The following is a 20,897-nucleotide window of genomic DNA, read 5'->3' on the forward strand; positions in this document are numbered from 1 at the left end:
TCTATGGTACCTTTCTCTTTCTCCCATTGGTCCAGCAAAGGTGTTTCACACAGAAAGTGCCATTGTGCTGGCTTTACAACTATAAATATACCCGCATTTTGTCAATTTTGCAAGACCGCAGATCCTCCGATTTGTAAAAAAAGTGTTATTTCTCCCCTTTTTCCAAAAAGTGTGATACAATGACAATGGCATATTTTGCCGAAGGGAGGAAAACACAATGAGTATTTTTCGCACGATTGCGATGTTTATCTACTTATTTGGTTATATGATCGTCCATTATGGCGTGCTGCGCCGGGCGGAACGCGCTCTGGCCGCAGGCGACACGCAGCTGGTGGAAGAGCTCGTCAACAAGCATATCCCGCACTGGAGCCGGGGCATTTTAAAGGTGACCGGCGTTTCCCTGAGCGTGGAGGGCCTTGAGAATATCCCCAAGGACACCCCCTGTGTGTTTGTGGGCAACCACCGCAGCTACTACGACATCCCGCTTTTGCTGGCCAGTCTGGATAAGCCCCATGGCATCCTTGCCAAGGAAGAGCTGGAAAAGATCCCGCTTCTGAACCGCTGGATGAAGCTGCTGGGCTGCGTATTCGTCCAGCGCGACGACCTGCGGGCTTCCGTCCGCGCCCTGAACGATGCCACCGCCATTGTGGAAAGCGGCAAAAGCTTCGTCATCTTCCCGGAGGGTACCCGCTACAAAGGGGAAGAAGGCGGCGCCGGCGAGTTCAAGGCCGGTGCGTTCCGCATTGCCGTCAAGACCGGCGTGCCGGTGGTGCCGGTAGCCCTGACCGGTGCCCGTGCCCTGTTTGAGGGCAACGGCAACCTGTGCCATCCGGGCAGCGTGCATATCAAGGTGCTGCCGCCCATCCGGACCGAAGGCATGAGCAAGGCCGAGCAGAAGCAGCTGCCCGATGCAGTGCGTCAGGCCATTCTGGCACAGCTGTAAGCGCCCGCGCAGCCGAATCGTCAAAATCAGGAGTTTTTTCTATGGCAAGCTACCGTTATGAACGTGATATCGACCCCAAAGACCTCCAGCCCCGCAAACAGCGCCAGTACACCCGCAAGGAGCGCTGGGCCAACTGGTGGGACTACAATCTCAAGTGGGTCATCATCATCGGCATCATCGTGGTGTTCTTTGGCTACAACTTCATCGGGCAGTACTTTTTTACCGTCCATGCAGATTATAACGTAGCGGTGGTGGCCCCCCACTACCTGCCGGAAGCCACCCAGACCGCCCTGCAGGACGCCCTTGCCGCCTACGGTGAGGACCGGAACGGCGATGGCAAGGTGGTGGTAAAGCTGAACCTCTATACCATGGACTTTGGCAACGAGGACTCGGACGCCTACCTTGACATGGCCGGCACCACCAAGCTTTCCACCGACATTCAGGGCGCGCTGAGCTCCATCTTCATCCTGTACGACCCCGCAGGCTTCCAGAAGACCACCGGGACCCTGCGCTACCTTGACGGCAGCCTGCCGCAGTCCGACGCAGACAGTGACTGGTGGAACATGGTCTACCGCTGGACCGACTGCCCGGTGCTGACCGGCCTTGATCTGGGCGATTACGCCTCCGATGCCGTGCAGAGCGAAAGCGGCTCCAGTCAGGAGCTGCTCAGCCGGTACTACATCGGCATCCGCGGTGCATGGAACAAGGACACCGCCGACCTGCTGGCTGGCGGCGAGGCGCTCTGGAGTGCCCTGACCGCCGGGGCTGTTTCCACCGCCGGGGCCGAGGGGTGAGCCATGCGGTTCCGGATAACGCGCGGCGGGCCCGCCGCACAGCTCCGCTTTGACCGGACGGCAAAACCGGTGGTAAAGCCACAGCCGGAAAATCCGGTCTCCCTTGCACAGGCGCTGGACAATCCCTACGGGAGATATTACGGCAAGGCAAGGAGCAGGGAAGAGCTTTTGGCAAAGCGGCACGATTGAAAATGGCCGCCGCGTTCGCTTTGGCCATCATGAGAGGAAATAATATTTTTATATTTGTATCTCCGAAATGACTGCGGTCGTTTCGGAGATACTTTTTTCAAGGGAAAAGTTGCAACGGCAACCGGCATCGATCCACGCAGTTCATCGCGCAAGCGACTTTCAAATCGGCGAAACACAAAAAATCCTTTAGCGTAGCGACTTGGATTTTTTGTATGGAGCCTTTCTGCTTTGGGATTATCAAGGGCGAGCAGCCCTTAGTTTGCAACGGCGACGACCGCGGCCAGTGGCCGAAACAGGGAGGAGCTGTTGGGGCAGCGGCCTGCAGGATGCGAGTGCCGTCCAAGGCACGAAGCAGACGCAGGGAGCCGCAACCCGCCGCCTCCCGCGCTTCGAAAGTAGCGGGCGCTTTTCTGGTACTCTTTTGTGCGTGCAAAAGAGTACATATCCGGCGGAGAAGAATTTTATAAAAGCGATATATCCTTTCCCACGCGAGAACGCTCCGTGTGGGAAGTCCCATTCTCAATGTCTTTGCAATTTTCGTCTTTTTACAAGGGGCTGATTTGAAATATTCTCCCCTTTGAAACACCGGAGGCCTTGTTGTTTCTCCGTCCCAGTTATGGTATACTTACTGGGTATCTGAGAATCAAATGGCCGATCTGAGCCATATAAAAGGATGTGAACCCATGGACGTACTGGAACAGGCACGCGCCGAGATCGACGCAGTGGATGCCCAGCTTGCCGCACTGTTTGAGCGGCGGATGGCCGCTGTGCTGCAGGTGGCCGAATACAAAAGAGCCCACGGCCTGCCCATTTACGACGCTGCCCGCGAGACGGCAGTGCTGGAAAAGGCTGCGGCCCGCATTCAGTCTCCCGCCCTGCGGCCCTATTATAAGGATCACGTGCAGAACCTGATGGACGTGGCAAAGCAGTACGAAGCCGTGGTGCTGGGCCAAAACCGCGCCGCCTATCAGGGCGTAGAGGGTGCCTTTGCCCACATCGCCCTCCGGGCGCTGTTCCCCCACGCCGAGGCTGTGAGCTGCCCCACCTGGGACGAGGTATTTGACGCGGTGGAACGCGGCGATGCCGCCCGGGGCGTCGTTCCCTTTGAGAACAGCCATGCGGGCGATGTTTCTGCCGTGCTGGATCTGTGCTACAATCACCCGGCGCTGTGGGTGGTGGATGTGTACGATCTGCCCATCTCCCAGAATCTGCTGGTGCTGCCGGGCACAAAGCTCGACCAGATCAGAAGCGTCTACAGCCATCAGCAGGCCATCGCCCAGAGCGAGACCTTTTTAAGGCAGTTCGGCCTGCCCGCCACCGCCATGGCCAACACCGCCATGGCCGCAAAGTTCGTGGCCGAAAGCGGCGACGCCTCCAAAGCGGCCATTGCAAGCGTGGAGACGGCGGCCCTGTACGGGCTGGAAGTGCTGGTGCCCAGCATCAACACCGACGGTGACAACACCACCCGCTTTATCGTGCTCAGCCGCGAAAAGCCCACCGGCGGCAACCGGTTCTCGCTGCTGTTCACGGTGGACAACAAGCCCGGCAAGCTGGGCGAGGTGATCCAGATCATCGGTGCCAGCGGCTTCAATATGGAATCCATCAAGAGCCGCCCCATGCCCCATGTGCCCTTTGAATATTACTTTTACGTCGAGCTGGTGGGCGACCCCACCGCCGATGAGACCGCCGCGCTGCTGCGCGAGCTTGACCGCACCTGCCGTACCGTGCGGCTGTTAGGAGTGTATACCAAATGAGTGAATTTATCGGAACCAAGCTGACCATGAATCTGGGCGAGCGCAGCTACGACATCATCGTCAAGAGCGGCTCGCTGGAAAACCTGTACCAGTTCGCCCGGCTGGACCGCCGGGTGGCGGTTGTGACCGACAGCGGTGTGCCCGCACAGTACGCCCAGATGGTGGCCGACCAGTGCAAGGATGCTCGCATCATCACGGTGCCCCAGGGCGAAGCCAGCAAGAGCTTTAAAATTCTGGAATCCGTGCTGCGCCAGATGCTGGAATTCGGCATGGGCCGCGGCGATCTGGTGATCGCCGTAGGCGGCGGCGTGGTGGGCGATCTGGCCGGTTTTGCCGCTTCCATCTACATGCGGGGCATCGACTTCATCAACTGCCCCACCACCACCCTTTCCATGATCGATTCCTCCATCGGCGGCAAGACCGCCGTGGATCTGGGCGATACCAAAAACATCGTGGGTGCCTTCTGGCAGCCCAAGCTGGTCATCGTGGACCCGGACACCCTTGCCACCCTGCCCCGCCGCCACTTCATCAACGGTCTGGCAGAAGCCGTCAAGGCCAGCCTGCTGGCAGACCCCGAGCTGTTCGCGATCTTTGAAAATGGCGATGTGGATGCCCAGATCGGCGAGATCATCTGCCGCAGCCTGCGGTTCAAGAAGAATATCGTGGAGCAGGACGAGACCGAGCAGGGGATGCGCAAGGCCCTGAACTTCGGCCACACCATCGGCCACGGCATCGAGGCCGTCAAGGGCATCAAGGGCCGCCGCACCGTGGGCCTTTACCACGGCGAGTGCGTGGCGCTGGGCATGCTGCCCATGATCGAATCCAAGGCATTGCAGAAGCGGGTGCGCGCGGTATACCGCCGCCTCGGCCTGCCCACCCGCACCACCTACGATAAGGAAAAGGTGCTGGCTGAAATGCTGCACGACAAAAAGGCACAGAGCGGCCAGATCACCATTATCAAGGTGCCGGGTCTGGGCTGCTGGCGCGCCGAGACCATCCCGGTGGAGGGTCTGCGTCCCCTGCTGGGCATTGAGGAGTAAGCCATGAAAAATACATTCGGCAGCGACCTTTCGCTGACCATTTTCGGCGAGAGCCACGGCCGCGCCATCGGCGCGGTGCTGGACGGCATGGCCGCAGGCCTGCCGGTGGACGAGGCATTTCTCGCCGCCTGCATGGACAAGCGCCGTGCCCGGGGCGACGGCCTGTCCACCCCCCGGGTGGAAGCGGATGCCGTGCAGCTGCTGTCCGGCGTGGTGAACGGCCGCACCACCGGCACCGCCATTGCCCTGATGATCGAAAATACCAACACCCGCAGCGGCGATTACGCCAAGACCGCAGATCTTCTGCGCCCCGGCCACGCAGACTATACCGCCTATGCCAAGTACCACGGCTTTCAGGATGCCCGGGGCGGCGGGCACTTCTCCGGCCGGGTGACGGCCGCCCTCGTGGCGGGCGGTGCCATCGTGCTGAGCGCACTGCACCGTGCGGGCATCGACATCACCACCCATATCGCGGAGTGTGCCGGCATTGCGGACACCCGCTTTGCGCTGGACGATGCCGCACAGCTGGCTGCACAGGTGGAAACCCTTGCCAGCAAGCCCGAGGGCTTTGCGGTGCTGGACGAGAGCGTAGAAGAACCCATGAAAGCCGCCATCCGTGCCGCCGGAGCCGAGGGCGACAGCGTGGGCGGAATGCTGGAAACTGCCATCCTCGGCCTGCCGGCCGGCATCGGCGAGCCCTATTTCGACAGTGTGGAGAGCGAGATCGCACATCTGGCGTTCTCGGTGCCCGCCGTCAAGGGCATTGAGTTCGGCACCGGCTTCGGCTTTGCCGGAATGCGCGGCTCCGAAGCAAACGACGCCTTCCGCATGACGCCGCAGGGAGCAGTCGTCACTGCCACCAACCACAATGCGGGCGTCAACGGCGGCATCGCCAACGGGATGCCGGTGGTGTTCCGCACCGTGGTCAAGCCCACACCCAGCATCTACAAGCAGCAGGATACGGTGGACTATCTTGCCAAAAAGGACGCACGGCTGTCCATTCAGGGCCGTCACGACCCCTGCATCGTGCCCAGAGCCGCCATCGTGCAGACCTGCGCCGCCGCACTGGCTGTGGGCGACCTGCTCACGGCACGCTACGGCGAGGCCTGGATGACCCACCCCACCAGCTTCCGGAAGGAGGACGAGTAAAATGGAATACGGACTCATCGGCGCAAAACTCGGCCACTCCTACTCCAAGATCATCCACGAGATGCTCTGCGGCTACCACTACGACCTGTGCCCTCTGCCCACGGAGGAAGAGGCCCGGGCCTTTCTGACCAGACGGCAGTTCAAGGCCATCAATGTCACCATCCCCTATAAGAAGCTGGTGATGGAATACTGTTCCTACATCGACCCGCGGGCCAAGGCCATCGGAGCGGTAAACACGGTGGTGAACAAAAACGGCCTGCTCTATGGATACAATACTGATTACATGGGCTTTGCCCACCTGTGCGACGCCCACGGCGTGAATTTTGCAGGCAGGACCGTGCTCATTCTGGGCACCGGCGGCACCCACAACACCACCAGCGCTGTGGCCCGGGACAAGGGCGCGGCAAAGGTGCTGACCGTCAGCCGCCATCCGGACCCGGAAAAGGGCGAGTTGAGCTATGCCGAGGCCGTTTCCAGCGGGGCACAGATCGTGGTCAACACCACCCCGGCGGGCATGTACCCGAATGTGGGTGTGTGCAATCTGGATGTTGCCGCCATGCCGGGCCTTGAAGCTGTGGTGGATGTGGTGTACAACCCCGACAAGACCGAGCTCATCCTCCGCGCCGAGGAAGCGGGCGTGCCGGTGGCTGTGGGCGGCCTTGAAATGCTGGTGGCGCAGGCAGTGTATGCCGCAGAATATTTTCTGGACCGCAAGTTTGAGGATGCGCCGGTTGAGATCGCCGCATCACCGCCGCACTGCGCCGCGACATGCTGAACATTGCCCTCATCGGGATGCCCTCCTGCGGCAAGACCACCCTCGGCAGGCTGCTGGCAAAGAGCCTTGGCCGCACCTTTGTGGACCTGGACGAGGAGATCGTAAAGACCGACGGCCGCAGCATCCCGGATATTTTTTCCGCCGAGGGCGAGGACGGCTTCCGCGCCCGGGAGACCGCCGAGGCCCGCCGTTTCGGCAGGGAGGGGCGGCAGCTCATCTCCTGCGGCGGCGGTATCGTGAAACGGCCCGAAAATCTGCGGGCGCTGCACCAGAACGGCGTCATTCTGTTCATCGACCGGCCATTGGATGCACTGACCGTGGGCGGCGGCAGACCGCTTTCTTCCAGCATGGACGCGCTGCGCCAGATGGAAGCCCAGCGCCGCCCGCTGTATCTGGCCGCAGCAGACGCCGTGATCCCCAACAACGGCACACTGGACGAAGCCCTGCGTGCCGCCATGGAGGCATTGGATGAAATTTTTGATTCTTAACGGCCCGAACCTCAATCTTATGCGCTGGTCAGAGCCGGGCGTGCCCGGAGAGCTGGACTACAACGCCATCATGGACTATGTGCAGGCAGGCTGTGAACAGCTGGGCATCGAGACCGACTGCTGCCAAACGAACCACGAGGGCGACCTTGTGGATGAAATTCAGGCCGCAGCGGGCCGGGTGGACGGCATCGTACTCAACCCCGGGGCCTACGCCCACTACAGCGTGGCCATTCTGGACGCCCTGCGCCTGTGCGGCGTGCCCGCCGTGGAAGTGATGCTGCACGCCCCGGACGAGCGGGAGCCCTTCCGCAAGACGGACGTGGTGTCCTTTGGCTGTCAGGGCCACTTTATCGGGGAAGGCCCGCAGGGCTACCTGCACGCCTGCATCTATCTGGCCCAGCTGCTGCGCACCGACGGCTCCAGCAAGGCGCATATCGTGATGTAAAAACGAAAGGAAATTATCACTATGATCATCTCCACCAAAAAAGGGACTCCGAAGGACGAACTGGAAAAGATCGTTGACAAATTCGAGAAGCAGGGTCTGGACGTGACCCTCATCACCGGCAAGAACTACAACGTGTTCGGTCTGGTGGGCGACACCACCAAGATCGACGAGCGGGACGTGCTGGCAAACCCGTGGATCGACAATGTTACCCGCGTGTCCGCGCCCTATAAGCGCGCAAACCGCCTGTTCCACCCGGCAGATTCGGTCATCGACTGCGGCGGCGTGAAGATCGGCGGCAAGGAAAAGATCGCCGTCATGGCAGGCCCCTGCAGCATCGAGGGCGCAGAGCAGGCTCTGCGCATTGCACAGGGCGTCAAGGCCGGCGGTGCCACCCTGTTCCGCGGCGGCGCTTACAAGCCCCGCACCTCTCCCTACTCCTTCCAGGGCCTTGAGACCGAGGGCATTCTGGACATGGTAAAGGCCCGCGAGGCCACCGGCATGCCCATCGTCTCCGAGCTGATGAGCGAGGACCGCATCCCCGAGTTTGAGGAGTACGTGGACGTGGTGCAGATCGGTGCCCGCAACATGCAGAACTTCCAGCTGCTCAAGGCCGTGGGCAAGATGCACAAGCCGGTGCTGCTCAAGCGCGGCCTGTGCAACACCATCGAGGAGTGGATCATGAGCGCTGAGTATATCATGGCCGGCGGCAACGAGCAGGTCATCCTGTGCGAGCGCGGCATCCGCACCTTTGAAAAGTATACCCGCAACACTCTCGACCTGTCCGCCGTGCCTATCATCCACGAAAAGACCCACCTGCCCATCATCGTGGACCCCAGCCACGCCACCGGCAAGGCAAACCTTGTGGAGCCCATGATGATCGCCGCCGTGGCCGCCGGTGCCGACGGTCTGGAAGTGGAGGTCCACTACGACCCCCAGCACGCATGGAGCGACGGCGCACAGTGCCTGACCCCGGACGCCTTCGCACAGGCCATGGCAAAGTGCCGTCAGGTAGCATGGGCCATTGGCCGGGATATGTAACGGCCTATGCTGGTAACGATTCAAAACGCGCGTCCCGTGGGCGGCACCATCACTGCCCCGCCCAGCAAGAGCATGGCCCACCGTGCTGTGCTCTGCGCCGCGCTGGCCGAAGGACGCAGCCCTATCACCAATCTGGAATTCAGCAAGGACATCTCCGCCACGCTGGGCGCAGCGGCACAGCTATGCGCCCGTGTGCGCACCGGCGCAGACGATGCCGTGGTGGAAGGGCTGGGGCATTTTGTGCCCCTCGCCGCACCGGTGGACTGCTGCGAGAGCGGCAGCACCCTGCGCTTTCTCATCCCCATCGCCAGCCTGACCGGACAGGCTGTGACCTTCACCGGCCGCGGGCGACTGATGGAGCGGCCCCAGTCGGTGTACGAAGCTCTGTACCGGGAGCAGGGCCTGCGGTTTGAGCAGAGTGCTGCCGGGCTGACCGTAGAGGGCGCACTGACCCCCGGCGAGTACCGGCTGGCAGGCAACGTGTCCAGCCAGTTCATCAGCGGGCTGCTGTTTGCCCTGCCGCTGCTGGCCGGAGACAGCACGCTGCACCTCATCCCGCCGGTGGAGAGCCGCAGCTACATCGACATGACCCGTGCGGTGCAGGCAGCCTTTGGCGTCGAGAGCCGCTGGCAGGACGAAAACGCCCTTGCCATCCCGGGAGGGCAGACCTACCACCCCTGCGATTATACCGTAGAGGGCGATTACAGTCAGGCCGCGTTCCCGGCGGTGCTGGGGGCCGCGTGCGGCGGCGTGACCATCACCGGCCTTGCCCCGGACACCCTGCAGGGAGACGCCGCCATTCTGGACATCCTGCGCCGGTGCGGCGCGGTGTTTACCCGCACGGCAGAGGGCATCACCTTTGAAAAGGCCCCCCTGCACGGGGTGGACATCGACCTTGCGGACTGCCCCGACCTTGGCCCCGTGCTCATGGTGATGGGCCTGTTGTGCGAGGGCACCACGGTCATCCACAACGCAGAGCGGCTGCGCCTGAAGGAGAGCGACCGCATCGCGGCCATGGAGGCCGAGCTGCGCGCAGTGGGCGGCATAGTGGAAAGCGAGGGCGGCACCATCACGGTGCAAGGCTGCGCGGACAGGCTGCACGCCCCGGCGGGCGTTTTGCACGGCCACAACGACCACCGTGTGGTCATGAGCCTTGCGGTGCTGAGCCTTGCCACAGGCATCCCCCTGACGGTGGACGATGCCGAAGCCATCACAAAAAGCTGGCCGAATTTCTTTGAAGCCATCAAGCCCTTGGGCGCGGAGGTGGAACATGTTGGATAAAACAAAGCGTTATCTCGTGGTGGGCCTTGGCCTGCTGGGCGGCAAGTACGCACTGGAGCTGACGAAAGCCGGCTTCCATGTGGACGGCATCAACCGCAGCGAGGGGCATCTGCAGTACGCCCTCAGCCACGGCTATATTGCCAGCGGCAAGACCCACGATTTTGAAGATCTGGTGCAGCAGGCCGACCACATCATCTTCGGTCTGTACCCCACAGCCCTGCTGGAGTGGTTCAAAACCTACGGGCATCTGCTCAAGCCCGGCTGCATTTTCACGGATGTGTCCGGTGTAAAGACCGGCCTTGTGGAGCCGGTGCAGGCCATGTGCCCGGCAGGCGTGGAGTTCATCGCCAGCCACCCCATGGCGGGCCGCGAGACTTCCAGCGTGGAGCACGCCGCCGAGGTGAATTTTGCCCCCGCCAACTTCATCATCACCCCCACCGAAAAGAACACCCCGGAGGCCATCCAGTGGGCAAAGGACCTGGCCGAAGTGCTGGGCTTCCACCACATCTGCACCCTGACCGTGCAGGAGCACGACAAGATGATCGGCTATGTGAGCCAGCTGTGCCATGCCATCGCCGTGAGCCTGATGTGCGCCAACGACAACTCTTCGCTGTGCGAGTACACCGGCGACTCCTTCCGGGATCTGACCCGCATTGCACGCATCAACGACAAAATGTGGGCCGAGCTGTTTTTGTGGAACAAGCAGAACCTGATCAGCGAGATCGACCAGTTCGATGCCGCTCTGCAGGAAATGCGCTCTGCTCTTGTGGCCAACGACCGGGATAAGCTGGAACAGATGTTCCGTCTTTCCACCCAGCGCCGTGCGGCCTTTGACAAAAAACTGCCCGAATAACCTGAATTTGGAAAGCCGGAGGTATTGCCATGCCCAAGCAGGAAGGCCAGAAATCCAAGCTTTTGACCCTTTTGCGCATCCTTGAGCAAAAGACCGATGAAGAACACCTGCTCAATGTTCCCCAGCTGGTGCAGCTGTTGGAGCAGCAGGGCATCCTTGCCGAGCGCAAGAGCATTTACAGCGATATCGACACCCTGCGCTCTCTGGGCTTTGATATCCAGCTGCAGCGGGGGCGCGGCGGCGGCTACTGGCTGGCCAGCCGCACCTTTGAGCTCTCGGAGCTCAAGCTGCTGGTGGATGCCGTGCAGGCCAGCAAGGTCATCTCTGCCCGCACCAGCCGAAAGCTCATCCACAAGCTGGAAGCCCTCTGCTCCGACTACGAGGGTTCCCAGCTGCAGCGTCAGGTGTATGTGGACGGCCGCCCCAAAAGCGACAGCCACACCCTGCTGTACAGCATCGACGCCCTGCACAGCGCCATCAACGCAGGCCGGATGGTGAGCTTCCGGTACAAAAAAGACGGCACCCGCACCGTGAGCCCATGGCGGCTGGCGTGGGACGGCGGGTGCTACTACCTCATTGCCTATCAGGACGAGAAAGAGCCTGCGGGCATCCGCAACTACCGTGTGGACCGCATGTCTGCCGTGACGGTGCTGGACGAAGCGCGCCGGGGCAAAGCCGAGTTCCGCCAGTTCGACCTGCCCGCCTATCTGCGCAAGCACTTCAACATGTTCGGCGGCACCGAATACCGGGTCACCCTGCGCTGCTCGGCTGACCTTGAAAGCGCCATGCGCGACCGTTTTGGCAAAGCACCGGTCTTTGTTCCGGAAGCGGACGGCACCCACTTCCACTTTGATGTGCCGGTGTGCGTCAGCCCCCAGTTCTACGGCTGGGTGTGCGGCTTTGGCGGCAAGGTGGAAGTGACCGCCCCCGCCGAGGTGCGGCAGGAAATGCGGCAGACGGCAGAAAAACTGGCAGCGCTGCACGCCTGAAAGCAGGAATGCGCACCGCGCTGCTTTGTGCAAAAACATTTTTTGACCGGATAGCTCAGGGAGATCTGTGGATCTGTCTGGGCTTTTTATTTGCACGGCCAAATCATTTCCCGGATTTTTGTGCAGCTTTGCCCTGTCATTCTGCCGCAAATTTTTGGCTTATTTTGTACTTGTTTTACAAAATTGCTACCCCCCCCCCCTGAAAATTCAGCATTTTGTCTTGACATTCTCCACGGCACAGCACTATACTTGTGCTGCAAAGAGACGCCGGGTATGAAAATGCGCAGCTATGTGATTTTATGCCCTGAAATCCCGGTTTTTGCCGGTTTTCGGTATCGTTCCCGGTAACGTTCACGGTAACGTTCGCGTCTCTGTAAGCTTTTTTGTTTGGAGGGTTTTGCAATGAGGAAAAACGTGAAAAAACAGCTTGCCTTGCGGGTGCTGTCCACGGCGGTTCTGATGGCAATGGTCTCGTCCATCGCCACAGCGGCGTTTGCGGATACCTACGACCTGAACAAGGGCAGTGTGACGGTAGAGACCAGAGATGACGGCTATACCTATGTGACGCAGGAGAACAGCAAGGGTTCAAACGGGCAACCAGACACTACCGGCGTTACCATCACCAGCGACGGCAAGCAGACTTCAAATACCATCACGGTGAATACAGCTGAAAATCAGACCACCAATGTGACCCTGGAGAATGTGCACATTCAGCCAGACTCCGAGTGGAGTTCTGACCCCGCACCCATCGAGATCACGGGCAAGGGCAATACCAACCTTGAGCTGAACGGCAATAACATCGTTCTCAGCGGCAATTCAGAACACGCCGCCATCGAAAAAGCGGACAAATACGGCACCGGCACTTTGACCATCAAGGACGATGTGAACAATGATGGTTCTGAAAAAAAGGGTACCGATAAGGACACTACCGGCAAGCTGCTGGCAGGCGGCTTCGATAATAGTGCTGGCATTGGCGGTGGTGGAACCGGTGACACTGCCGACACTTCAAAGATCACGATCACCGGTGGTGATATCACTGCTGTCGGCGGTTATTACGGCGCAGGCGTCGGCAGCGGCAATGGCGGAGATGCATCGAATATCCGCATTGAAGGCAATGCACATGTTACCGCCTTTGCTGACGATGGTGCTGCCATTGGTGCTGGTTACGGAGGATCGAGTGATGTCACTATCACCGGCCATGCCAATGTGGATGCTGCTGGCAGATGTGGTGCTGCCATTGGTCTTGGTAATCTCGGATATCAAACCACTATCACGATTTCTGGTGATGCAACGGTAAACGCCGAAGGGGTAGACGGCACTGGTGCCATCGGCGGTGGTCGGAACAGCGGGTCTAAAGTTACGGTCAATATAAAGGATAATGCCAATGTCACTGCCATCGCCGATGGTGTTGCCATCGGCAACAACGGTGGCGGCAGCTCTACCACAATCAACATTACCGGTGGAACGGTAGACGCTGTTGCACACTGTTTTAATTCCAAACCTGCCATTGGCGCAAATAGCGGCAGTTTAAACCTTACGGTCAACAGCTCTACCGGAAAAACGACCATCAATGCTTATAATTCAGATGATTATTCGCCCATTGGTACCGGGTATACAAACGATATTACCATTCCTGCCAGTGCCGATTATGATGAGACCGGCACTTCTCAGTTGGGCGAAAGCAATGCTGCCGTCATCAATTTCTACCGCAAGGCTACTTTGAAAACCAGCGACTTTAACTGTCCCAAAACGCTCGACCCATATGCAACCCAGATTCATAAAAGGTACACCCTCTCTGACAAAGGTGACCTCTACAAGGTCGTCCACAACCGCAAGTACATGGAAGAGCACCCCGATATTGTTGACACCAGCAAGCTGGAAAACAGTGACCTGCACGACTGGCAGCTGGTGGACAAGGTCGCGCCTACGCTGGAAAAGGACGGCTATGCAGACTACATCTGCAACATTGACAAGTGCTGCCAGACCAGGCATGTGGTGCTGCCCAAACTGACCCCGGAGGAATCCGGCAGTGTCGAAATGCGCGAGGTCGGCGTGATCTTCTGGGATGCCGCCGCACAGGCTGCCCCGGCAGCCCTGCAGGGCAAGGTGCTCTCGGCAGATGAGCAGACCGCGACGGCAGAAAAAGCACAGGTCGAGTCTCTGCTGGCAGACAAGGCAAACTGGAAGCTGGCGGAGGACGTGGGCGATTTGATGATCCACCCTGCTGCAGACGCTGCGGGCACGGTCTATGAGCAGGCCGTGAAGGCGAGCGGCTGCCAATATTACGTCATCGCCAACGTGACGGCACAGTAAACACTGCCTCCTCTGCCGTGCTGGCCGCAAGCGGTGCGGCAGATTTCTCAAAAAGAGGGACGGATGCACATCATCGAGTGCATCCGTCCCTCTTTTTATTCCTCAAATTCCAGATCGCCGGGCAAAATCAAATCCAGCTCCGCGTCCGGCTCTGCCACAAGGCGGCGGCTCTGGTGGAAGATGGCCTTTTCCAGCGTGTTGCGGGCAAGACGGCCGTTGCCGGCGGTGCGGCTGTCCAGCGCCTGACGGCGCTTGTAGTAGCCCAAAAGCGGGAAGGTGCAGCCCTCGGCAAGGCGGTAGCCCTTGCCCTTTGCCAGCACGTTGGTGATGTCCAGCAGCTCGTCTGCCGTGTAGTCCGGGAACTCGATCTTGTTGGGGAAGCGGCTGGCAAGGCCGCTGTTGGCGGTAAGGAACACCTCCATCTCCTTGGTGTAGCCCGCCAGAACGACCACCAGCTCGTCCCGGTGGTCCTCCATGCCCTTCACAAGGGTATCGATGGCCTCGAGGCCAAAGCTGTCCTGCTCGCCGCGGTAGAGGCTGTAGGCTTCGTCGATGAACAGCACGCCTCCCAGCGCGCTCTCGATAACGCTATTGGTCAGCGGGGCGGTGTGGCCGGTGTAGCGGCCCACAAGGTCGGCACGGGTCACTTCCACCAGCTGGCCGCCCTTCAGCGCGCCGATGGCCTTGAGGTACTTTGCCACCAGCCGGGCAATGGTGGTCTTGCCGGTGCCCGGGTTGCCGGTGAAGATCATGTGCATGGAAAGGCTGGCAGTCTTGAAGCCTGCCGCCGCGCGGCGCTGCTGCACCTGCAGGTTATCCGCCAGACCGAACACATACTCCTTGACCGCCCCAAGGCCCACAAGGCTGTCAAGCTCTGCGCGGACCGCTTCCGCAGCCCCCGTGTACTCGGCGGGCTGCAGGGCAGACAGGTCGGCGGGGGCGGCATCGTTCAGTGCAAACTGCACGCCCTCCGGCTTTGCGGTCAGGGTGACGGTGCCGGTAAGCTTTGCATCGGTCTGCAGGCAGTATTCACTCAGGGCACGGAAGATCTGATCACAGGCTTCCCCAAGGCCCGCTGCGCCCTTTTCCTCGGTGCACCGGGCTGCAACATAGTCCCGCACATCGGCCCCTGCACAGAGGGTCAGACCGAGGCGGGCGCTCACCTTCTGGGCCAGCGCATTCAGCTGCTGCGCCGCCAGCGCGGCAAGATCCTCGCGGGCAAAGGCGCTGGTGGCGCACACATCCCCCACCGCCGCCACAAAGGGCGCACCGAACTTATCTGCCAGCGCGTCCCGGCCCTTGCGGGAAAAGAAGATGAGGTACTTGCCGCAGGGCGTGATGCTGCTCACTGCGCCCGGGGCCAGCGCCGTGCCCGCATCCACAAGGATGCCCTCCTTGTTCACCAGATACCGGCTGGAAAGCGGCGCACTGCCCTTGACGGCCAGATCGGACAGCGTTTTCAGAAAACCGGGATGGCAGCTTTCGTAGTGCTCAAAGATCACGATCTCCCCGGGTGCGTGCAGGGCCGCGTACAGATCCTGCAAAAACAGCTTTTCCGCACCGGAATTGGGGTAGAGGGCAAGATCCACCACCGCGGTTTTGTCGCTCTGCAAAAGGCCCCGCGCCGCCATGATGCGGGCGGTCTCTGCCAGCGCAAAGTGCCGTCCGGTGCCCGCACCTCCGCAGAGCAGGATCACGTTGCGTGCCGCCGGGCGCTCGGTGCCCAGCACAAAGGGCCGGCGCATGGCGCGCACCACGCTGTCCACAAAGGCGTCCTGCCCCAGCACGGTCTTTTTTACCTCGGCGGCAAGGCCCTCAAAGCTGCCCAGCTGCTCGGCGGGCAGGTCTGCCGTGCCCTTGGCAAGCAGGCCGTCCGCTTCCATATCCCGCAGCATCTGGCGGCTGTCCTTCAGTGCAGACTGCACCGCGTCATCCTTCGTTCGGAGCTGGGCATTCTGCTTTTTGAGCAGGGCATCCAGCTGCTTCTGGTTTTCCAGCAGGGCAGCGTTCAGATCCGGCACGGCTGAGGTCCCGGATTTCTGCGGCTTCGCCTCCGGCTGGGCGGTGCCGCCAAAGCGCGGCCTGCCCCCTGCACCGAACACACCGTTCATAAGGTTTTCCCAATCGTCGGTATATGCCATGGTTTGCCCTCCGTTTTTGTCGTTTTCTTCCAGTATAGTGTACCCGGACAGGTTTTGCAATTCCCTCTTGAAAAATCCACACCGGTTGTTTACACTTACTGTATGGAAAATAAGAAGAAGGAATGAAGGAAACCATGAGTGCCAGAACCCCCGCTGAACTGAAAGAACTGTTCGAGAGCGACACCTTTGCCCGGGACACCACCTGCACCGGGCCGCTGGGGCCGGAGTATACCCTTTCCGGCACGCGGCTGCGTCTGTGGGCGCCTACAGCTCAGAGCGTGTGTGTGAACCTTTACCGCAAGGGCCGTGGCGGCGTGTGCATAGGCACCCTGCCGTTGGAGCGCGGGCCGCAGGGCGTGTGGAGCATCTATCTGCCCGGCGACCAGCACGGACGATACTATACCTATACGGTCACAGTGGATGGCATTTCGCGCCAGACCGGCGACCCCTATGCCCGTGCGGCAGGCGTGAACGGCACCCGCAGCATGATCGTGGACCTTGCCCGCACCGCTCCCTCCGGGTGGGAGCGGGATGTGCGTCCGGTCATCCCACCGGAGCAGCGCGCAGTGTGGGAGGTAAGCGTGCGCGACTTCTCGCAGGATGCTGCCAGCGGCGTGCGCCCGGCATGGCGGGGCAAGTTCATGGCCTTTACCCAGCAGGGCACCACCCTGCACGGGGACGGCATCCACCCCACCTGCCTGAACTACCTCCGGCGTCTGGGCGTGAAGTATGTGCAGCTGATGCCCATTTTCGACTTTGGCAGCGTAGACGAGGCAAAGCCGCTGCTGCGGCAGTACAACTGGGGCTATGACCCCACCAACTACAATGTGCCCGAGGGCAGCTATTCCACCGACCCCACCCGCGGCGAGGTGCGCATCCGGGAGTGCAGGGAGATGATCGCAGCCCTGCACGCGGCGGGCATCGGTGTGGTGATGGATGTGGTGTATAACCACATGTATCGCAATGAGAACCCGCTGAACGATACCGTGCCCTGCTACTTTTTCCGCCAGAACGAGGACGGCAGCTTTTCCAACGGCAGCGGCTGCGGCAACGAATTTGCCAGCGAGCGGCCCATGGCCCGGCGGTATATGATCGATTCCATCCTCTACTGGGCGCAGGAATACCATATCGACGGCTTCCGGTTCGACCTGATGGGCCTGTACGATGTGGAGACCATCAACGCCGTGCGCGCCGCGCTGGATGCGCTGCCCGGCGGGCGGGATATCCTGATGTACGGCGAGCCGTGGCAGGGCGGCGGCAGCCAGCTGCACCGGTACGAGGCCAACAAGGCCAATCTGTCCATGCTGAACGAGCGCATCGGCATCTTCTGCGACGACACCCGCGACACCATCAAGGGCGGCTGCTTCAACGCCCGGGAGCCGGGCTATGTGGAGGGCAGGCCCGGCAGCTTCTGGGACATCGGCGGTGCGGTAGCGGCATGGTGCCGCAGTGACCGTCTGCCGCCCCACGCACCCAGCCAGATCGTGAGCTATGTTTCTGCCCACGACAACTTCACCCTGTGGGACAAGCTGCTTTTGGTCCGGTACGAAAAGCCGGAGTTCACGGCGGCAGACGGCACAGCCCTTGCCCAGAACCGGCTGGCGGCGGGCATTTACCTGACCAGCTTCGGTCTGCCTTTCCTGCAGGCGGGCGAGGAGTTTGCCCGCACCAAAAAAGGGAAGGGCAACAGCTACCGCTCCTCGCCTGCGCTGAACCGGCTGGACTGGGAGCGGGCCGAAAAATACCATGCGCTGGTGGACTACTACCGCGGCCTGCTGGCGCTGCGGGCAAGGTTTCCGCAGCTTTCCAGCACCGACCCCCACGCGCCGGATGCCCTGCACTTTTTCTCGCTGGAGCAGCCGCTGGTGGGCTGGCTCCTGCCGGCACAGTGGGGCGATGGTGCGGCATGGCAGGCGCTGTGTGTGTTCTACAACCCCACCGATGCCAGCAGGACCGTGCCGCTGCCGGTTGGGCGCTGGCAGATGCTGAGTGACGGCATTTCTTCCAGCCTGTGGCGCGGCCCGGCAAGGGTGTACGAGCACGAGGCTGTGCTGATGCCTTACAGCGCCACCATCTTCGGACAGATATAAAAAACAGGAGCGGATGGAAAACTCTCATCCGCTCCTGTTTTCTATTTTGTTCAGCTGTTGGAAGCCGTCTTTTCGCCCAGCGTCACATTGACCGTCTGCATCTGGCCTTCACGCGCAATGGTGATGGAGAGGGTGTCGCCTGCGGCATGCTTCTGCATCAGGGTGCCAAGGTCGTCTTTCGAGGCGATCTCGGTGCCGTCCACGCTCACGATGCGGTCTCCGGTCTGCAGACCCGCCTTCTCGGCAGGGCCGCCCTTGACCACCTCCACAACGTAGACGCCGTAGGCGTTCACGCCCAGCTGGGCTGCGGTCTGTGCATCCTCAACGGCCAGATAGGTGATACCCAGATAAGGCCGTCCGGTCACATAGCCGTTCTCCAGCAGCTCCTGCGCCACCTTGATGGCGTCGTTGATGGGGATGGCAAAGCCCAGACCCTCGGCGTCGCTGGAAGAGGATTTTGCGTTCACAATGCCGATCAGCTCACCGTTCATGTTGAACAGGCCGCCGCCGGAGTTGCCGGGGCTGACCGAAGCATCCATCTGGATCAGGGACATGGTGTTCACAGAACTGCTGCCCTGAATGGTGACGCTGCGGTTCAAAGCGCTGATCATGCCGCCGGTGACGGTGCCGCCCAGCTCACCCAGCGGGTTGCCCACAGCCATCACACTCTGGCCCACCTTCAGGCCGTCGCTGTTGCCCACGGTGGCGGGGGTCAGGCCGTCGGCGTCGATCTTAATGACCGCGATATCGCTGGTGGTATCCTCGCCCACGAGGGTGGCGGTATAGTCCTTGTCACCAATGGTAACGGTGATGGTAGAAGCGCCGTCCACCACATGTGCACAGGTGAGGATGTAGCCGTCCGAGCTGATGATGACGCCGCTGCCGGCGCCGCTCTCCACCTGATTCTGGCCGTACCAGGACCACTGGGAATAGACCACCTGCTCGGTGGTAATGACCACCACGCTGGGGCTGACCATATCGGCCACCTGCTCGGTGGTCAGGTCGGTGCCGGTGCTGGACGCTGCGGCGATGCTGCTGTCCGCACTGTCGGAGCTGCTTGCCGTGGAGGAAGGTGCCACCTGCTGGATGACCACCTTACCACTGCCGCCGAACTTTGCGCCCACAAAGCCGCCGGCAAAGCCCATGGCTGCGGCCAGCACCAGCGCCACCGCACTGCGTGCGATGCGCCTGCCGGTGCCCTTCTTCTTTTTGCGGGGCGGCTTTGCGCCGGTCTGCGGCTGCACCGGCTGTACCGGCGGCGTGGTGCCGCCTGCTCCGCCGGCCGTCTCAGGCTCTGCTGCGCATGCCTCCGGCTGCGGGTCATTGTACTGGTTGGCGGTATTCATACCGCTGCTGCCCACATTGGGATAGCCGGTGCCGCCTTCGGGTTTATTCTGAGAGGAATAATCATATTCCCACTTGTTCTCGTTGCCCATGTTGATACTTCCTTTCCGTAGAGGATCTGCCCACAGGAGCCATGCTCCTTTGAACTGCTCTCATTGTAGCGGACAATTGTGAAAATCAATCGCTTGCGCAGTGAAGAAACTGTGAAATAAAGACACACTTTCTGCCCTTGACAGCAGCCCCCGCACTTGCTATTTTAGAAGCAGATTCAGGAGGGAACACACCATGGACCTGCACCGCACGAAGGAGGGCTTTGCCCTTTACAAAGAGAAAACACAGATCGGCTTTTGCACCCTGACCCCGGCCCCGAAGGGGGCCGCCATCGCCGCCCTTTGCATCCAGCCCCAGTGGCGGCGCAAAGGCTACGGTTCCTATTTTCTAAAAGAAATCTTACGCAGCTTTGCCGGATATGACCGCGAGCAGGCCACGGTGTTCACCGCACCTCTGCCCACCGATGCCGCAGAGCTTGCGTTCTGGGCAGGGTTCGGCTTTGCGGCAGAGGGGCCGCAGCTGGTGCGCCGCCGCACCCCGGACCTGACAGCCGTCCGGTTCGTGCAGGACTTTTTAGCCGCACGGCTGGGCCGCCCGCGCCTTTGCATCGATGCCACCTGCGGCAACGGCGGCGACACAGCCTTTCTGTGCGGGCTCACCGCTCCGGAGGGCAGGGTGCTGGGCTTCGACATCCAGCCCGAGGCCATTGCATCCACCCGGAAGCATCTGGAGCAGCTGGGCGTGCCAGCCTCCCGGTATGAGCTGCACTGCCAAAGCCACGCAGACCTTTTACAGGTTGTGCAGCCCGGCACGGCAGATGCGGTGATGTTCAACTTTGGCTGGCTGCCCGGGGCCGACCACGCAGTGTTCTCCACGGCAAGCAGCAGCATCCCCGCCCTGCAGGCGGCTTTGGAAGCCGTGCGGCCCGGCGGCGTGGTGAGCGCCATCCTCTACAGCGGGCAGGTCATCGGCACAGACGAAAAGCAGACGGTGCTGGAATATCTCCGGGCACTTCCGCTCAAAAGTTTTACCGTTCTGGTGTGTGATTTTGCCAACTGGGCCGAAACCGCCCCTCTGCCCTGCATCATCCTGAAAAAATAACGAAAACACTTGCATTATGGAGCGTTTTCGGATAAAATAGGGTACGTATGTGTAAAAACGAACTCCTTCAGTCTCGCATTCGTTCGACAGCTCCCTCTGGGAGGGAGCCTTTGACGCTG

General features: G+C 60.9%; 18 protein-coding genes. 16 read left to right on the forward strand and 2 right to left on the reverse strand.

Going from position 1 to position 20,897, the window contains the following annotated elements; all coding sequences use genetic code 11:
* Positions 1–217: 217 nt before the first annotated feature.
* The 14 genes from ACKXF7_RS03130 to ACKXF7_RS03195 all read left to right on the forward strand — a co-directional run bounded on the left by ACKXF7_RS03130 (position 218) and on the right by ACKXF7_RS03195 (position 14,051).
* On the forward strand, positions 218–943 hold the full coding sequence (locus ACKXF7_RS03130; RefSeq protein ID WP_249237861.1) for a lysophospholipid acyltransferase family protein: 726 nt from the start codon (positions 218–220) through the stop codon (positions 941–943).
* Positions 944–984: 41 nt separating this feature from the next.
* A complete protein-coding gene (locus ACKXF7_RS03135; RefSeq protein WP_339394616.1) occupies positions 985–1,737 on the forward strand; it encodes a hypothetical protein in 753 nt (250 codons plus the stop codon).
* Between the two features lie 3 nt (positions 1,738–1,740).
* Positions 1,741–1,926: a hypothetical protein gene (locus ACKXF7_RS03140; protein ID WP_423742105.1), complete on the forward strand. Its 186-nt coding sequence runs from the start codon at positions 1,741–1,743 to the stop codon at positions 1,924–1,926.
* Between the two features lie 683 nt (positions 1,927–2,609).
* Positions 2,610–3,680 (forward strand): bifunctional chorismate mutase/prephenate dehydratase, encoded by a 1,071-nt coding sequence (locus ACKXF7_RS03145; protein WP_423742106.1) that lies wholly within the window; start codon positions 2,610–2,612, stop codon positions 3,678–3,680.
* Positions 3,677–4,720, forward strand: a complete 1,044-nt coding sequence (gene aroB, locus ACKXF7_RS03150; RefSeq protein ID WP_249237857.1) for a 3-dehydroquinate synthase — start codon at positions 3,677–3,679, stop codon at positions 4,718–4,720. The genes ACKXF7_RS03145 and aroB overlap by 4 nt, the downstream gene beginning before the upstream one ends.
* A 3-nt stretch (positions 4,721–4,723) precedes the next feature.
* Positions 4,724–5,869 carry a chorismate synthase gene (aroC, locus tag ACKXF7_RS03155; RefSeq protein WP_423742107.1) on the forward strand — a complete coding sequence of 382 codons (1,146 nt, stop codon included), beginning with the start codon at positions 4,724–4,726 and terminating at the stop codon, positions 5,867–5,869.
* 1 nt (position 5,870) lies between these two features.
* Positions 5,871–6,644, forward strand: a complete 774-nt coding sequence (locus ACKXF7_RS03160; protein WP_423742108.1) for a shikimate dehydrogenase family protein — start codon at positions 5,871–5,873, stop codon at positions 6,642–6,644.
* Positions 6,638–7,132, forward strand: a complete 495-nt coding sequence (locus tag ACKXF7_RS03165) for a shikimate kinase (RefSeq protein ID WP_423742109.1) — start codon at positions 6,638–6,640, stop codon at positions 7,130–7,132. Before ACKXF7_RS03160 ends, ACKXF7_RS03165 begins: the two co-directional genes overlap by 7 nt.
* The gene (locus ACKXF7_RS03170) at positions 7,113–7,577 is read left to right on the forward strand and encodes a type II 3-dehydroquinate dehydratase (RefSeq protein WP_249237854.1); all 465 of its coding nucleotides are present in this window, start codon (positions 7,113–7,115) and stop codon (positions 7,575–7,577) included. Before ACKXF7_RS03165 ends, ACKXF7_RS03170 begins: the two co-directional genes overlap by 20 nt.
* A gap of 21 nt (positions 7,578–7,598) precedes the next feature.
* On the forward strand, positions 7,599–8,615 hold the full coding sequence (gene aroF, locus ACKXF7_RS03175; RefSeq protein WP_423742110.1) for a 3-deoxy-7-phosphoheptulonate synthase: 1,017 nt from the start codon (positions 7,599–7,601) through the stop codon (positions 8,613–8,615).
* A 6-nt stretch (positions 8,616–8,621) separates the two neighbouring features.
* Entirely contained in the window at positions 8,622–9,896 is a 1,275-nt protein-coding gene (gene aroA, locus ACKXF7_RS03180) for a 3-phosphoshikimate 1-carboxyvinyltransferase (protein ID WP_423742111.1), read from the forward strand.
* Complete coding sequence (locus ACKXF7_RS03185) at positions 9,886–10,749, forward strand: prephenate dehydrogenase (RefSeq protein ID WP_423742112.1); 864 nt, start codon at positions 9,886–9,888, stop codon at positions 10,747–10,749. Before aroA ends, ACKXF7_RS03185 begins: the two co-directional genes overlap by 11 nt.
* Positions 10,750–10,778: 29 nt before the next feature.
* Positions 10,779–11,738, forward strand: a complete 960-nt coding sequence (locus ACKXF7_RS03190) for a helix-turn-helix transcriptional regulator (RefSeq protein ID WP_423742113.1) — start codon at positions 10,779–10,781, stop codon at positions 11,736–11,738.
* A 402-nt stretch (positions 11,739–12,140) separates the two neighbouring features.
* Complete coding sequence (locus tag ACKXF7_RS03195; RefSeq protein ID WP_423742114.1) at positions 12,141–14,051, forward strand: hypothetical protein; 1,911 nt, start codon at positions 12,141–12,143, stop codon at positions 14,049–14,051.
* Between the two features lie 95 nt (positions 14,052–14,146).
* Here ACKXF7_RS03195 and ACKXF7_RS03200 read toward each other — a convergent pair whose 3' ends face one another.
* On the reverse strand, positions 14,147–16,192 hold the full coding sequence (locus tag ACKXF7_RS03200) for an AAA family ATPase (protein ID WP_423742115.1): 2,046 nt from the start codon (positions 16,190–16,192) through the stop codon (positions 14,147–14,149).
* A gap of 134 nt (positions 16,193–16,326) precedes the next feature.
* Here ACKXF7_RS03200 and pulA point away from each other — a divergent pair, with 134 nt between their 5' ends.
* Positions 16,327–18,282 (forward strand): type I pullulanase, encoded by a 1,956-nt coding sequence (pulA, locus tag ACKXF7_RS03205; RefSeq protein ID WP_423742116.1) that lies wholly within the window; start codon positions 16,327–16,329, stop codon positions 18,280–18,282.
* A gap of 50 nt (positions 18,283–18,332) precedes the next feature.
* On the opposite strand, the gene ACKXF7_RS03210 is transcribed toward pulA, so the two are convergent.
* Positions 18,333–19,718 carry a S1C family serine protease gene (locus ACKXF7_RS03210; protein ID WP_423742117.1) on the reverse strand — a complete coding sequence of 462 codons (1,386 nt, stop codon included), beginning with the start codon at positions 19,716–19,718 and terminating at the stop codon, positions 18,333–18,335.
* Positions 19,719–19,911: 193 nt separating this feature from the next.
* Between ACKXF7_RS03210 and ACKXF7_RS03215 the strand changes: the two genes are divergently transcribed.
* Entirely contained in the window at positions 19,912–20,778 is an 867-nt protein-coding gene (locus ACKXF7_RS03215) for a GNAT family N-acetyltransferase (RefSeq protein WP_339394605.1), read from the forward strand.
* Positions 20,779–20,897 lie beyond the last annotated feature (119 nt).

Source organism: Faecalibacterium sp. 7, assembly GCF_049562865.1.
GTDB lineage: Bacteria > Bacillota > Clostridia > Oscillospirales > Ruminococcaceae > Faecalibacterium > Faecalibacterium wellingii.

Bases quoted from the DNA above. Each gene is read 5' to 3' on its own strand.
- aroC (WP_423742107.1), top strand. From the start codon at position 4,724: ATGAAAAATACATTCGGCAGCGACCTTTCGCTGACCATTTTCGGCGAG.
- ACKXF7_RS03165 (WP_423742109.1), top strand. From the start codon at position 6,638: ATGCTGAACATTGCCCTCATCGGGATGCCCTCCTGCGGCAAGACCACC.
- ACKXF7_RS03135 (WP_339394616.1), top strand. From the start codon at position 985: ATGGCAAGCTACCGTTATGAACGTGATATCGACCCCAAAGACCTCCAG.
- ACKXF7_RS03130 (WP_249237861.1), top strand. From the start codon at position 218: ATGAGTATTTTTCGCACGATTGCGATGTTTATCTACTTATTTGGTTAT.
- ACKXF7_RS03210 (WP_423742117.1), bottom strand. From the start codon at position 19,718: ATGGGCAACGAGAACAAGTGGGAATATGATTATTCCTCTCAGAATAAA.
- ACKXF7_RS03215 (WP_339394605.1), top strand. From the start codon at position 19,912: ATGGACCTGCACCGCACGAAGGAGGGCTTTGCCCTTTACAAAGAGAAA.
- ACKXF7_RS03200 (WP_423742115.1), bottom strand. From the start codon at position 16,192: ATGGCATATACCGACGATTGGGAAAACCTTATGAACGGTGTGTTCGGT.
- aroA (WP_423742111.1), top strand. From the start codon at position 8,622: ATGCTGGTAACGATTCAAAACGCGCGTCCCGTGGGCGGCACCATCACT.
- aroB (WP_249237857.1), top strand. From the start codon at position 3,677: ATGAGTGAATTTATCGGAACCAAGCTGACCATGAATCTGGGCGAGCGC.
- pulA (WP_423742116.1), top strand. From the start codon at position 16,327: ATGAGTGCCAGAACCCCCGCTGAACTGAAAGAACTGTTCGAGAGCGAC.
- ACKXF7_RS03140 (WP_423742105.1), top strand. From the start codon at position 1,741: ATGCGGTTCCGGATAACGCGCGGCGGGCCCGCCGCACAGCTCCGCTTT.
- ACKXF7_RS03145 (WP_423742106.1), top strand. From the start codon at position 2,610: ATGGACGTACTGGAACAGGCACGCGCCGAGATCGACGCAGTGGATGCC.
- aroF (WP_423742110.1), top strand. From the start codon at position 7,599: ATGATCATCTCCACCAAAAAAGGGACTCCGAAGGACGAACTGGAAAAG.
- ACKXF7_RS03185 (WP_423742112.1), top strand. From the start codon at position 9,886: ATGTTGGATAAAACAAAGCGTTATCTCGTGGTGGGCCTTGGCCTGCTG.
- ACKXF7_RS03160 (WP_423742108.1), top strand. From the start codon at position 5,871: ATGGAATACGGACTCATCGGCGCAAAACTCGGCCACTCCTACTCCAAG.
- ACKXF7_RS03190 (WP_423742113.1), top strand. From the start codon at position 10,779: ATGCCCAAGCAGGAAGGCCAGAAATCCAAGCTTTTGACCCTTTTGCGC.
- ACKXF7_RS03195 (WP_423742114.1), top strand. From the start codon at position 12,141: ATGAGGAAAAACGTGAAAAAACAGCTTGCCTTGCGGGTGCTGTCCACG.
- ACKXF7_RS03170 (WP_249237854.1), top strand. From the start codon at position 7,113: ATGAAATTTTTGATTCTTAACGGCCCGAACCTCAATCTTATGCGCTGG.